We start from the raw sequence: 13,371 nt of genomic DNA, 5'->3' as shown, positions 1-13,371 counted from the left end.
CGGCGGGTCGGCGGTTCAGCCGACCGGGGTGGGTGTGCGGGTAAGTCGGGGGTTCAGCCGACCGGGGCGGGCTCGCGGGCCGTTTGCCGGTCGACGCCGAGCATCCCCCGGCGGCGGGCCCAGCGCTCGAAGGCAAGGGTGGCGAACGGCGGCACCGCGCTGGCCAGGGCCACCGCCGTGGCCAGCAGGCTCCACCGGTGCAGCCGGGCCACGGCAAGCACCAGCAGGACGTACGCGACGAACAGGCCGCCGTGGATCGGCCCGAAGATCTTGACGCCCAGCTCGTTGTCCGGCGGACCGTACTTGACCAGCATGCCGACCAGCAGAGCCAGCCAGGAGCAGGCCTCGGCGATCGCCGCCGCGACGAACAGCCGGGTCACCTTCTCGCGCATCCGCACGCCACCACCTCTCGGCCCGCAATGCTATCGGTCCGCTCTGGCTGGGCTAACGGGGCGGGCAGTTGGGTAGGAAAGGGTCCTCGGGTCTTCCCCCGCCCGCCGATCACGTGCGAGGTTAGGGGGACCAGCGGTGACAGGGTGGTGACCATGGGCGAGGACGTCGGCGTACGAACCTTCAGTCGAGAGGATCGAGCCCGGTACCGCGACAAGGTCCGCCGCTGTCTGGATGTCTTCGCCGAGATGCTGCGCGAGTCCCGCTTCGACCTCGACCGGCCGATGACCGGCGTGGAAATCGAGCTGAACCTGGTCGACGAGTCGTCGAATCCGGCGATGCGCAACGCCGACGTGCTGGCGGCCATCGCCGACCCGAGCTTCCAGACCGAGCTGGGCCAGTTCAACATCGAGATCAACGTGCCGCCGCGCCGGCTGACCGGCACCGGCACCGCCGACTTCGAGGAGTACGTGCGGGCCAGCCTCAACGCCGCCGAGGTGAAGGCCCGGGCGATCGGCGCGCACATGGTCATGATCGGCATCCTGCCGACGCTGCGCCCCGAGCACCTGACCGCCGAGACGCTGTCGGCCAACCCCCGCTACAAGCTGCTCAACGAGCAGATCTTCGCGGCCCGCGGCGAGGATCTGCCGATCGCCATCAGCGGGGTGGAACGTCTGGCGGTCACGGCCGACACGATCACCCCGGAGGCGGCGTGCACCAGCACCCAGTTCCATCTCCAGGTCAGCCCGGCCCAGTTCGCCGACTACTGGAACGCCGCCCAGGCGGTGGCCGGCATTCAGGTGGCGGTCGGCGCGAACTCGCCGCTGTTCTTCGGCCGGGAGCTGTGGCGCGAGACCCGCATTCCGCTGTTCCAGCAGGCCACCGACACCCGGTCGGAGGAGATCAAAGCCCAGGGGGTACGCCCCCGGGTCTGGTTCGGCGAACGCTGGATCACCAGCGTGTTCGACCTGTTCGAGGAGAACGTGCGTTACTTCCCGGCGCTGCTGCCGGTCTGCGATCCGGAGGACCCGGCGCAGGCTCTCGCGGCCGGTGAGGTGCCCAATCTGGCCGAGTTGCGCCTGCACAACGGCACCGTCTACCGGTGGAACCGCCCGGTGTACGACGTATCGCGGGGTCGGCCGCACCTGCGGGTGGAAAATCGGGTGCTGCCTGCCGGCCCGACCGTGCTGGACACCATCGCCAACGGCGCCTTCTACTTCGGGTTGGTGCGCGCCCTCGCCGAGTCGGACCGGCCACTGTGGTCGCAGATGTCGTTCAGCGCCGCCGAGGAGAACTTCACCAGCTGCGCCCGGCATGGCATCGACGCGCAGGTCTTCTGGCCCGGTCTCGGTTACCTGCCCGTCACCGAGTTGGTGTTGCGCCGGTTGCTGCCGATGGCGCATCACGGCCTGGACCGGTGGGGGCTCGACCCGGTCGAGCGTGACCGGTTGCTCGGCATCATCGAGCAGCGGTGCCTGACTGGCCGCAACGGCGCGACCTGGCAGGTGGAGACGTTGCACCGGTTGGAGTCGGCCGACCACCTGGACCGGCCGGAGGCGCTGCGCGAGGTGGTCCGACACTACGTCGACCTGATGCACAGCAACCGGCCGGTGCACGAGTGGCCGATTCCGTGAGCACGCCGGATGGGCGGCCCGATCGGAGCGGGCTCAGCCTCGCGGGGTGGGCACACCGAAGAGATCGATGATGCCGCCGGGAAGCTGGGCGAGCAGGTCGTGTCGCTCGTCGTCGTTCAGCGCCTCGGCGACGGTACGCAACACCGCCTGGGCGTGTTGACGCACCTGGTCCGCGTTCGCGACCTGTTCGCGGTCCCCGACGTTCTTCAGGAACTCGCCGACATCCCATCGGCGGCCCTGCGGATTGCGGGTGACGGACCCGTTCAGCCGCTCCGGTAGCTGCGCCGCCAGGTTGTCTGCCTCCTGTCCGGCGAGCCGTTCACCGAGCACCGACAGGACGGCCTGCACGGACCGCACGGCCTCGTTCTCACCGAGGCCCGCGCGCTGTCGTACCGTGGCGATCATCTGCTCGTACTCCATGCCCTGCTCCTTCGGTCTCGTCGGCATGCCGTCGGGCCTGCCTGCGGACGAACGGGGCGAGTTCCCAGGCTCCCTGGTGACAAACGGGTCGTGCGCGGACCCGGGCTTTCCCGCCGTTGGCGGGCGAGACCTCACAAAACATGCCAGTCGCGTCACTCGGATCTCCAGCTGAGCCAGGTCGGGCAGCGTCGGAAGCCGGCCCGCTGATACGGGGGCACCGCGCGTTCGCTGGAGTGGCCGCTGTCCCTTGTGGACCCCCACGCCAATTGATGCCTGTCGTAGGCTGTGGCAGCTCGCACACATCGTCTGATCACGATGAGGGGACGCCGGTGGCCACTTCTGGAACAGACCCAGCCACGATCGAGGGGCCGGCGCAGGTGCCCCTGTCCCGTCGACACATGCTGCGGATGGGAGCAGCGGCCGCCGGCGGCGCGGTGCTCGTCGGCACGGCGGAGGCCACGTCCGCGCAGGCCGCGCCGGTTGGTGCGAAGCGCGTCCTGCGGGCACCGGCGCTGGCACCCGGTGACCGGGTCCGGGTCGTCTCGCCCGGCAGCACCCCCGACCCCACGAACATGGCCCGCGGCATCGAGATCCTGCGGAGCTGGGGCCTGGAGGTCGAGCTGGGCAGGCACGTCTTCACCAAATACGGCTATCTGGCCGGCACCGACGCGCAACGGCTGGCCGACCTGAACGCCGCGCTCACCGACCCGGGCATCCGTGCCGTCTTCGCCGCCCGTGGCGGTTACGGCACCCAGCGGATCGTCGATCAGATCGACGTTTCCGTTCTGCGCCGGGACCCCCGGGTGGTCGTCGGTTTCAGCGACATCACCAGCATCCACGGCAAGCTCTGGCGCGATACCGGCCTGGTCACCTTCTACGGCCCCATGGTCAACTGGAGTGACGACCGCACCGGCCCCGAGTCGGCGGAGGCGCTTCGCAGGGCGGTGATGACCACCGCACCCGTCACGATCTCCCGGGACCCGGCCGAGACAGCCGCTTCCGTTGTGGTGCCGGGGCGGGCATCGGGGCCCCTGCTCGGCGGCTGCCTGACGCTGATCTCCACCTCGCTCGGCGCGGAGGACTCCCCGAAGTTCGACGGCGCGATCCTCTTCTTCGAGGACGTGGACGAGGCTCCGTACAGCATCGACAGCATGCTGACCGAGCTGCGCCGGGTGGGCGTGCTGCGCAGGGTCGCCGGTGTGGTCATCGGCCAGATCACCAACAGTGTCGGTGAGCCGGGCGAGTGGGACGCGGCGGCGATGCTCAAGGACCGCCTGTACGACCTTGGCGTACCGGTCCTCGGCGGGCTGCGGCTGGGGCATGGCGACGGGCAGCTCACCGTTCCGCTGGGCTCGCGCGCCACGATCGACGCCACGGCAGGGACCCTGACGGTGGAGCCGGGGGTCCGCCCACGCTAGGGGCTCAGACCTGGGGGGTCGGGTCCCAGGGGGACGGGTCGTCGCGCAACCGACTGTACAGGTAGCCGTCACGCCATTGGCCAGCCCGAAACTCGCTGGCCCGCACGACGCCCTCGAGCTGGAAACCGGCCTTCTCCAGCGCCCGTTGCTCGGCGACGTTCTCCGGGTGCGTACCGGCCTGGACGCGCTGGGCCGGGCTGTGCTGGAAGAGGTAGTCGCAGAGCAACGCCTGGGCGCGCCAGCCGATGCCCCTCCCCCGCCACTGCGGCAGCAGGACGATGCCGATTTCCCAGTACGACGCCCGGCCGGCGTAACGCCCAGCGGTGTAGCTGACGACGCCGGCGGCGGCCTGCTCCTGCTCGACCTCCACGACGAGCCGTCCGTCGTCCTCGCCGAGGTAGCCGTCGACGGCGAACCGCCGCGCCGGCACCCCGGCGTCCCGGAAGCCGGCCCAGTCCAGACCGATCAGGCCCGGCTCGGTGCAGAACCGCCGGAACATCGCCAGGTCGGTCTCGGCAACCGGCCGTAGCCGGACAGTGAGATCGGCCGAGACAGACATCGACATGCCGCCACTCTCCATGGCGGACACGCTAGCTTGCGCAGAGCCAAGGCCGGGTTCGGCGCCGTGTGCACGCAGAGCGACGGGCGTTGATAGCCGAGGCTCTGGTCGGCTCCTTTGGAGCTGAATCGTTGACGACGTCACCTCCCGGCCACCCGGCCCAGCCCAGCCCGACCCAGCCCGACCCAGCCGCGCTGAATCGTTTGCGACATCAGCTCCAAAGGCAGCGCGCGAAGAACTCCCCCGCCGGCGGGCCTGGCCGCCGGTCAGACCTTGAGCAGCACCTTCGTACAGTCGTCCTGCTTCTTCTGGAAGATCTTGTAGCCCTTCGGGGCGTCACGCAGCGGCATCCGGTGGCTGACGATGAAGCTGGGGTCGATCTCGCCCCGCTGGATGCGCTCCAGTAGCGGCCGGGTGTAGCGCTGGACGTGGCACTGACCGGTCCGCATGATCAGCGAGCGGTTCATGAACGCGCCCATCGGGAACTTGTCGACGAAGCCGCCGTACGCGCCAACGACCGAGACCACCCCGCCGGAGCGGCAGGCGAGGATCGCCTGCCGCAGCGCGAACGGCCGTTCCGTCTCGACTCGCGCGGCCTGCTTGGCCCGGTCGTACGCATACATGGCGGCGTTGCCGTGGTGGCCCTCCAGGCCCACCGCGTCGATGCACGCGTCAGGACCCCGGCCGGCGGTCATCTCGTTGAGGGTGTCCAGCACGTCGACTTCCTCGTAGTTGATCGTCTCGGCGTCGATGTGCTCCTCGGCCAGCCGCAGCCGGTACGGGAACCGGTCGATGACGATCACCCGCTCCGCGCCGAGCAGCCGGGCGCTGGCCGCGGCGAGCAGCCCGACCGGCCCGGCGCCCCAGACGGCGATCACCTGCCCGGGTTTGATGTCGCACATCTCCGCGCCCATGTAGCCGGTCGGGAACACGTCGGCCAGCATGACCGCCTGATCGTCGCTGATCTCGTCGGGCACCTTGACCGGGCCGACGTCGGCGAACGGCACCCGGGCGTACTCGGCCTGGCCACCGGCGTAGCCGCCGAGCAGGTGCGAGTAGCCGAAGATGCCGGCCGGCGAGTGACCCATGATCTTCTCGGCGATGCCGGCGTTCGGGTTGGAGTTCTCGCAGACCGAGTAGAGGCCGCGCTGGCAGGACGAGCAGTGCCCGCAGGCGATCGGGAAGGGCACCACCACCCGGTCGCCGGGGGCGAGGTTGCGGACCTGCGGGCCCACCTCCACCACCTCGCCCATGAACTCGTGGCCGAGGATGTCGCCCTTGCGCATGGCGGGGATGTAGCCGTGGTAGAGGTGCAGGTCGGAGCCGCAGATCGCGGTGGTGCTGATCCGGACGATCGCGTCCCGGGCGTTCATGATCTTCGGGTCGGGTACGTCGATGACCTTGACGCTGTCGGTGCCCATCCAGGCGGTGGCCTTCATTCTCGGTCCCTTTCGGAGAGCTCGGGCGGTCAGCGGCGGGACGCCGGCAGCGGCTGGGCGGGTCGCTGCATGGCCTGTTGGCGTACGGAGATGCCGTTGGGGCTGCCCTCGGAGCGGACGACCTCGCCGGTCTCCAACACCTGCTTGAACCGGCGCAGGTCGTCGCGGACCTGCTGCTCGGGTTCCTCGCCGAAGAGCTTCGCCACCGCTCGCCCGAGCGCGCCGGCCGGCGGCGCGTAGCGCAGCTCCACCCGCACCTCGGTCCCCCGGTCGCCGGGTGCGGGCACGAACCGGACCCGGCCGGCGTTGGGCACCCGGGTCCCCGGCAGCGACCGCCAGGTGATCGACTTGTTCGGCTGGTCGTCGATGATCTCGGCGTCCCACTCGACGCGGTGCCCGGCCGGGCCACGGGCGATCCAGTGCGAGCGGCGCAGGTCGTCGGCGCGGACGGACTCCAGGTGCGCCATGAACCGCGGCAGGTTCTCCATGTCCCGCCAGAACCGGTACGCCTCGGCGGGCGACCGGTTCACCGTCACCGCGATCTGCATCCTGATCACCCGGGAGCGGGCCCGTCGAGCCCGCCCGACGCGCACGGCGGCGAGCACGTCGACGGCGGCGATGCCGGCGACGGCGAGGGTGGTCAGCGCGACCCGGCGGCGGCGTTCACCGCTGCGGTCGGCGAGGGCCCGCCCGAGAAGTGTGAGGTCCATGGCGTCGCCGGCCACCCGACTCCAGGCCCAGCCGGCCGGGCGGCGGCCGCTGAGCAGGCCGGCGGCGCTGCCCAACTCCCGTAGGCCGATGGCCGGAAGCACGGATCGCGCGGCCGGGGAGTCGTCCACCCCGGTTAGTCGCGCGACGGGTCCGGGCGCGACCAGCGCGCCCACCCCCAGGGCCAGGCTCAGCAGGCCGAGCGCGCTCGGCAGCGTCGCCGGCACCGGTCCGTCCAGCTCCGGCAGGAGCACAGTGTCGACTTGACTCATGTCCGGTCCCTTCCGGTGGGCGTCGCCGCCGGTCCGCCGGCGGGGGCGGCGGTGGTCGCCGCTCCCGTGACGCTATGTCGTATCGGTGCCACATGCGCCGGGTTCGGGGCAGAACGTCCGTTGCGGTCGGTGTGGGCAAGAACGCCTGCGGCGACGGTCGACATCGCGACATTGACCGATTTGGATCACCTGAACACCGTTACCGTCGGCCCAACCCGTCGTGCCGCCGGAAGGACATCCCCGTGAGCCGTGCTCTGCTGCGCCACCTGACCGCCACCATCGCCGTCGCACTGCTCGTCGTGGAGGCCGCCGCGCCTGCCCACGCGCGTACCCCCGGGTCGCCCGCGCCCGGCGGTGTCCGCACCATGGTGCGCGACGCGGCGACCGGCGCACCGGTCCCCCGGGCCTGCGCCGCGCTCGTGCCGGTGGACGCCGCGGCGTTGGCGGCGGTCACGCTCGGCGAGGACCAGCTCGGACGGTACGGGGGTTGCGCCGACGAGCAGGGCGTCCTGGTGGCCGGGGACGTCGCCCCAGGGAGGTACCGGCTGCTGGTGCGCCCCTACGACACGACGGCGCACGGCTTGCAGTGGGTCGGCCGGCACGGCGGCACCGGTGAGCGCGAGCGGGCCCGGGTGGTCCAGGTGCGCGCCGGCACGGTGACCGGCGTGCCGGATGTCCGGCTCGACCCGCCGGGCACCGTCGTCGGAGTGGTGACCGACGCGGCGACGGGCGCGCCGATCCCCCGTGCGCTGGTCATGGTGGTGCCCTACGTGCCGCACCCGAAGTACGGCGACCACGGCCCGACCACCGACGACGACGGCCGCTACACGATCACCGGCCTCGGCCCGTACCACTGGCCCGTGCAGTTCGCCGCCGCCGGGCTCGCGACCGTGTGGTCCGGTGGGGTGGGCGGTCGGCGGCAGGCGCGGCCGGTGCGGGTCCGCGCCCAACAGACGGTGACCCTGAACCAGGCGCTGCCCGCCGGTACGCCGCTCAGCGGAGCGGTGCGGGTCGACGAGCTGCTCACCTACGCCCAGGTGATCGCGTTCGACGCGGCCACCGGGGACCTGGCCGGCGTGGCGGACGTGGGCACCGGTTACGTCCTGCGCCTGCTCCCCGGGCAGCGGGTGAAGCTGCGCTGCGACTGCGCGTACGCCCCGCCGGTCTGGCACCGCGACGACGCCGGCTTCGACGCCGCGACTCCCGTGCGGGTCCGCCGGGCGCCGGTCGTGGTGGACTTCAACCTCGACTGACCTGGATTCTGGCCGGCCACCGGAACCTTCTTCCCGGCCCGTTGGTGGGGTTGGTGAAGAAGGGGGGTGGCGGTGTCCGACGGCGATCCGATCTCCGAGCTCTACGCCAGCTGTTTCCGACGCCTGGTCGTCCAGCTGTACGCGGTGACCGGCGACCTGACCGAGGCGCAGGAGGCGGTCCAGGAGGCGTTTACCCGAGCGCTGATGGCGCCGGGGCGGTTCGCCGGTCTGGAGAATCCGGAGGCCTGGTTGCGTCGGGTCGCGGTGAACTGGGCCCGCAGCCGGTACCGCCGCCGTCGGGTGCTCGACGGGCTGCTGCGTCGCATCGGTCCGCCGCCGGCCGTCGCCGACCACTCGCCGGAGCACCTCGCCCTGCTCGCCGCGCTGCGCGAGCTGCCCGAGGGGCAGCGACAGGCGCTGGCCCTGCACTACCTCGTCGACCTGCCGGTGGACGAGATCGCCGCGACGCTGGGCGTGTCGTCCGGGACTGTGAAGTCCCGGTTATCGCGGGGCCGGGTCGCCCTGGCGGTGCTGCTCGCCGACACCGACGCCACGGAAATCGGGAGGATCGATGTCCGGTCGTGAGTTCTCCGGGTTCGACGTCGACACCGTCACCGAGGCCGTGTCGCAGCCGCCCCTCGACGAGCTGCGAACCACCGCCCGGTCCCGTCGGCGCCGGTCGGTCGCGACGGTGACGGCCGCACTTGTCGTACTGGCCGGGCTGGTGGTCGTACCGCTGGTGGTCGAGCCGGACCGGGCCGCGCCGGCCGACCCGCCGGCACCGTCGGGTGCGCAGTTCAGCCAGTTCACGCTGACCGGGCCCGACTCCGGGGTCGACGTGCGGCGGGACGGCTGCGTCGTGCGCTTCTCGTACACCGGCGACGCCGGCCGCAGTTGGTCGGACTGGGACGCGGCGCGCTTCGAGGGCCCCCGATGTGCTGCCGACACCGCCGCCGAGACGCCGAGCAGCGGTATGGACTTCTCCGTCGCTGGGACGCCGAGCAGCGGTATGGACTTCTCCGTGCTCGGTGAGCGGTCCTACCTGGTCACCGACAATGGGCTGGCCCACCTCTCCACCGACTACGGCCGCACCTGGCGGGACGCGGACTCCGCGATCGTCGCCGTTCCCACGTTCCCGGCGACGGCCCGACCGGTCCTGTGCGGGTTCGGCTGTGCGCCGGTGGTGGAGCCGCTCGCGGTGGACCCGTCGACCGGAACGGTGTACCGCCTCACCGCCACGGCGCCCGGCCTGCTTCGGCTGGACAGCCTCTACCCGGCGGCGGACGGCAGCATCTGGGCCACCGGCGGCCAGGGGTCGACAGTCGCGCGCAGCGCCGACCGAGGCGCGACCTGGACGACCTGGGAGGTGGGTGACGACGCGAAGGTGATCACGGCGGTCGGGCTCGACGACCGGGAGGGGTACGCGCTGACCCAATCATCGGCGGCGGGTGGCGAGGTGCGGCTGCTGCGGACCACCGACGGCGCGAAGACCTGGACGGACACCGGCGTCGACCTGCCGGATCAGCTGCACTACGACCTCACTGTGGGGTCGGACCGGTCCCTGCTGGCGATCACTCCCGGTGGGGGCACCGAAGCCGACCGCCGTGCGCGGCTGCTGGTCAGCCGGGACGACGGACGCACTTTCACTGTCGCCCGGGAGTACGGCCGGCTCGTCGGCGCGGTCAGTGTCGCGCCCGGCTACGCCTGGCTCTTCGGGCGTGACGACGGGTCGACGGGCGAGCCGGACCACTTCCTCGTGACCACGGACGCGACCACCTGGACCCGCTTCTCGCTCGCACCGTGAAAAAGCACCACCCGGCGTTAGGAGTGCGCGGCAGCGGGTAGCCGGCATCCGCTCTTACCAGCGCCCGAGGAGGTGGGATGTCGGAGACCAGCGCCTTCTTCGAGCGGTTGACGGTCGCTGGCCAGGATCCACGGTTCAGCAAGGTCTGTGGCAGCGTGCGATTCGACATCCGCGACGACGGCAACCTGGAGCAGTGGCTGCTGGACATCGATCATGGCCGGATGCGGGTGACCCGAAGCGATGCCCCCGCCACCACGGTGATCCAGGTGTCCGCGCAGCTCGCGGAGGCGATGGCGCGGGGCGAGGTGAACGGGCTGGCGGCGATCACCCGGGGCGAGATCATGGTCGACGGTGATCTCGCCCTGGCGTTGCGTATCGGGCGGCTGTTTCCGCGAGAGCCGGGGCGGCTTCAGCGTGAGGATCCCGACAGTGGAACGTGACCGATGAGGGACATCGCGGGCACCGTGGCGTGCATCGACGGGAACACCTTCATGGTGTCCGACGCCAGCGGCGACGTGCAGTCGTCCCCGAGCACCCCGGTCGGCCTCTTCGCCGCTGACACGCGCTTCCTGTCCCGCTGGAGGCTCACCGTCAACGGAGAGTGCATGACCGCGTTGTCGGTGGACGACAGCCAGTACTTCGAGGTCACGTTCTTCGCGGTGCCGGGCGCGGCGGTGGACTACGTGGAGGCCGACGTGTCGGCCATTCGCCGCAGGCGCATCGGCCCGGACCTCACCGAGTCGCTGACGATCTTCAACTACGGCGAGCGGGACATGACGCTCGACGTACGCCTGGAGGTGGCCGCCGACTTCGCCGACATCTTCGAGATCAAGTTCGACATCGGCGAGAAGAGCGGCGCGTACTACACAAACGTCGGCGAGAACGAGTTGCGCCTGGGCTACCGGCGCGGCACCTACCGACGTGAGGTCGTCGTGTCAGCCAGCGAGCCCGCGGAGTTCGGCCCGGACGGCCTTGGCTTCGCGGTCCGGCTGCGCCCCGGGCAGCAGTGGTCCACCCGGTTGCAGGCCGTCATGTTGGCGCTGCGCCCGGACGGCGTCGACCTGCGCTCCGCCCTGCGGGCCCTACGGCCGGACGAGTCCACCCTGCCCACGAGCGTGCAGGCCTGGGTCGCGGCGGCCCCGACCCTGGACACCGACAGCGTCGGCCTCCAGCAGGTCTACCACCGCAGCCTGGTGGACCTGGCGGCGCTGCGCTTCGCCCCGCTCTCGCTCGGCGGGGCGAGCGTGCCCGCGGCCGGCCTGCCGTGGTTCATGACCCTGTTCGGTCGCGACAGCCTGTTGACCTGCCTGCAAACCCTGCCGGTCACCCCCTCGCTGACCCCACCGACACTGCGGATCCTCGCGTCGTTGCAGGGCGCCCGGACCGACGACGTGTTGGAGGAGGACCCTGGCCGGATCCTGCACGAGCTGCGCTACGGGGAGTCGGCCGCGTTCGAGGAGCAGCCACACTCCCCCTACTACGGCACTGTGGACGCCTCGCCGCTGTTCGTGGTGCTGCTCGACGAGTACGAGCGGTGGAACGGCGACACCGCGCTGGTGATGGAGTTGGAGCAGGAGGCTCGCGCGGCCCTGGCCTGGATCGACAGGTACGCGGATCTGAACTCCACCGGCTACATCTGGTACCAGCGACGCAACCGGGCCACCGGCCTGGACAACCAGTGTTGGAAGGACTCCTGGGACAGCATCTCCTACGCCGACGGCCGGCTGCCGGGCTTCCCGAGGGCCACCTGCGAAACCCAGGGGTACGCCTACGACGCGAAGATCCGAGGGGCCCGGCTGGCGCGTACCTTCTGGGGTGATCCTGCCTTCGCCGAGCGGCTGGAGAGCGAGGCGGCGGCGCTGTACGACCGGTTCAACCGGGAGTTCTGGCTGGAGGACCGCGGCTTCTACGCCCTCGCGCTCGACCACGACGGCACTCCCGTGGACAGCCTGTCGTCAAACATCGGGCACCTGTTGTGGAGCGGCATCGTGCCACCGGAGCGGGCGCCCCGGGTGGTCGAGCACCTGATGGGTCCGGCGCTCTTCTCGGGTTGGGGGGTGCGGACGTTCGCCGAGGGGCAGCGCCGGTACAACCCGCTCGGCTACCACAACGGCACGGTCTGGCCGTTCGACAACTCGTTCATCGCGTGGGGTCTGCGCCGCTACGGGTTCGGCAACGAGGCGGCCCGCATCGCCGAGGGCATCCTTTCCGCCGCCACCTACTTCGAGGGTCGGCTACCCGAGGCGTTCGGCGGGTTCGACCGCGACACCACCAAGTTTCCGATCCGGTACCCGACCGCGGGCAGTCCGCAGGCGTGGTCCAGCGGAGCCTGCATGCTGCTGATCCGCACCATGCTCGGCATCAACCCGCACGAGGACCACCTGGCCGTGGACCCGGCGTTGCCCGCCACCTTCGGGCGGATCGCGCTCCTGGACATCCCCGGCCGTTGGGGCAAGCGCGACGCGTTCGCCCGCCAACGCCCCGACCAGCACTGACGGCACGGTCAGCCGACGGCTGGCCCGGTGGCCCGGAAGGTGCGCCGGTACGCGTCCGGCGGTACGCCGACGGTGCGGTGGAAGTGTCGACGCAGCGTCGCGGCGGTGCCCATGCCGGCCGCCTGGGCGATGGCGTCGATGCTGTCGTCGGTCTGCTCCAGCAGCTCCTGGGCGCGGCGGATCCGGTGCGTCGACAGCCACAGCAGCGGGGTGGTGCCGGTGGCCGACCGGAAGTGGCGAGCCAGGTTGCGGGAGCTCATGTTCGCCTGCCGGGCCAGGTCCTCGACGGTCAGCGGCCGGTCCAGGCGGGCCAGCGCCCAGGGAAACAGGGTGGCCAGCGGGTGGTCGTCGCGGGCCGGCACCGGGGTGGTGACGTACTGGGCCTGACCACCGGCGCGGTGCGGTGGCACGACCAGGCGGCGGGCGACCGCGTTGGCGACGGTCGAGCCGTGGTCGCGCCGGATCAGGTGCAGGCACAGGTCGATCGCGGCGGCCTTGCCGGCGGAGGCGAGCACGGTGCCGTTGTCGACGTAGAGCACGAACGGGTCGACCCGTACCCGGGGATAGCGGGCGGCCAGCGCCTCGGTGTGCGCCCAGTGCGTGGTGGCCCGCAGCCCGTCGAGCACCCCGGCGGCCGCCAGCACGAACGCGCCGGTGCACAGCGAGACCATCCGGGCGCCCGCCCGGTGGGCCGCGCGGACCGCGTCGAGCAGGTCGGGCGGCACGTCCGCGTCGACGTCCTCCACCGACGGGACGATCACGGTGTCGGCTCGGGCGAGGCGGTCCAACCCGTCGTCGGGCGCCACCAGGAAGCGGCCGACCCGGACCGGGCCGGGGCCGCAGACCATTACGTCGTACCAGGGGTCGGCCAGGCCGGAGGGGTCGTGGGCGAAGACCTCGCAGGCCAGGGCCAGCTCGAAGTGCAGCATCCCGTCAGTGGCGGCGATCGCGACAAGGGCCATGTCCGAAACTGTACGGG

The 13,371-nt window shown here is 71.5% G+C and carries 13 protein-coding genes; 7 read left to right on the top strand and 6 right to left on the bottom strand.

Annotated features, from left to right (window positions below; genetic code table 11):
- Positions 1-53: 53 nt before the first annotated feature.
- Positions 54-392, bottom strand: a complete 339-nt coding sequence (locus FB453_RS05205; RefSeq protein ID WP_145788910.1) for a DUF3817 domain-containing protein — start codon at positions 390-392, stop codon at positions 54-56.
- Between the two features lie 153 nt (positions 393-545).
- On the opposite strand from FB453_RS05205, the gene FB453_RS05200 reads away from it, so the two are divergent.
- Positions 546-2,024: a glutamate-cysteine ligase family protein gene (locus tag FB453_RS05200; RefSeq protein WP_145787998.1), complete on the top strand. Its 1,479-nt coding sequence runs from the start codon at positions 546-548 to the stop codon at positions 2,022-2,024.
- A gap of 33 nt (positions 2,025-2,057) precedes the next feature.
- On the opposite strand, the gene FB453_RS34035 is transcribed toward FB453_RS05200, so the two are convergent.
- Entirely contained in the window at positions 2,058-2,444 is a 387-nt protein-coding gene (locus FB453_RS34035; RefSeq protein ID WP_170158688.1) for a DUF2267 domain-containing protein, read from the bottom strand.
- A gap of 398 nt (positions 2,445-2,842) precedes the next feature.
- On the opposite strand from FB453_RS34035, the gene FB453_RS05190 reads away from it, so the two are divergent.
- Positions 2,843-3,862, top strand: a complete 1,020-nt coding sequence (locus FB453_RS05190) for a S66 peptidase family protein (protein ID WP_225855331.1) — start codon at positions 2,843-2,845, stop codon at positions 3,860-3,862.
- Positions 3,863-3,866: 4 nt separating this feature from the next.
- Here the strand turns inward: FB453_RS05190 and FB453_RS05185 are convergent, their stop codons facing one another.
- From FB453_RS05185 to FB453_RS05175, 3 genes are all read right to left on the bottom strand, one after another.
- A complete protein-coding gene (locus FB453_RS05185) occupies positions 3,867-4,427 on the bottom strand; it encodes a GNAT family N-acetyltransferase (RefSeq protein WP_145787994.1) in 561 nt (186 codons plus the stop codon).
- A 260-nt stretch (positions 4,428-4,687) separates the two neighbouring features.
- Positions 4,688-5,860, bottom strand: coding sequence for a zinc-dependent alcohol dehydrogenase (locus FB453_RS05180; RefSeq protein ID WP_145787991.1), 1,173 nt, complete (start codon positions 5,858-5,860; stop codon positions 4,688-4,690).
- 29 nt (positions 5,861-5,889) lie between these two features.
- Positions 5,890-6,840: an SRPBCC family protein gene (locus tag FB453_RS05175; RefSeq protein ID WP_145787989.1), complete on the bottom strand. Its 951-nt coding sequence runs from the start codon at positions 6,838-6,840 to the stop codon at positions 5,890-5,892.
- Positions 6,841-7,082: 242 nt separating this feature from the next.
- On the opposite strand from FB453_RS05175, the gene FB453_RS05170 reads away from it, so the two are divergent.
- From FB453_RS05170 to FB453_RS05150, 5 genes are all read left to right on the top strand, one after another.
- Positions 7,083-8,093, top strand: a complete 1,011-nt coding sequence (locus tag FB453_RS05170; RefSeq protein ID WP_145787987.1) for a carboxypeptidase-like regulatory domain-containing protein — start codon at positions 7,083-7,085, stop codon at positions 8,091-8,093.
- Between the two features lie 72 nt (positions 8,094-8,165).
- Positions 8,166-8,678 (top strand): sigma-70 family RNA polymerase sigma factor, encoded by a 513-nt coding sequence (locus tag FB453_RS05165; RefSeq protein WP_145787985.1) that lies wholly within the window; start codon positions 8,166-8,168, stop codon positions 8,676-8,678.
- On the top strand, positions 8,665-9,897 hold the full coding sequence (locus tag FB453_RS05160; protein WP_145787983.1) for a hypothetical protein: 1,233 nt from the start codon (positions 8,665-8,667) through the stop codon (positions 9,895-9,897). Before FB453_RS05165 ends, FB453_RS05160 begins: the two co-directional genes overlap by 14 nt.
- Before the next feature lie 77 nt (positions 9,898-9,974).
- Entirely contained in the window at positions 9,975-10,337 is a 363-nt protein-coding gene (locus FB453_RS05155; RefSeq protein WP_145787981.1) for an SCP2 sterol-binding domain-containing protein, read from the top strand.
- 3 nt (positions 10,338-10,340) lie between these two features.
- Positions 10,341-12,392: a glycogen debranching N-terminal domain-containing protein gene (locus FB453_RS05150; protein ID WP_145787979.1), complete on the top strand. Its 2,052-nt coding sequence runs from the start codon at positions 10,341-10,343 to the stop codon at positions 12,390-12,392.
- A gap of 8 nt (positions 12,393-12,400) precedes the next feature.
- On the opposite strand, the gene FB453_RS05145 is transcribed toward FB453_RS05150, so the two are convergent.
- Positions 12,401-13,354, bottom strand: coding sequence for a helix-turn-helix domain-containing protein (locus FB453_RS05145; RefSeq protein WP_145787977.1), 954 nt, complete (start codon positions 13,352-13,354; stop codon positions 12,401-12,403).
- Positions 13,355-13,371: the final 17 nt, after the last annotated feature.

This window comes from Micromonospora sp. CNZ322 (assembly GCF_007827755.1).
The sequence above is the reverse complement of the archived record's forward strand: the minus strand, read 5'-3'. Positions and strand labels throughout refer to the sequence as shown.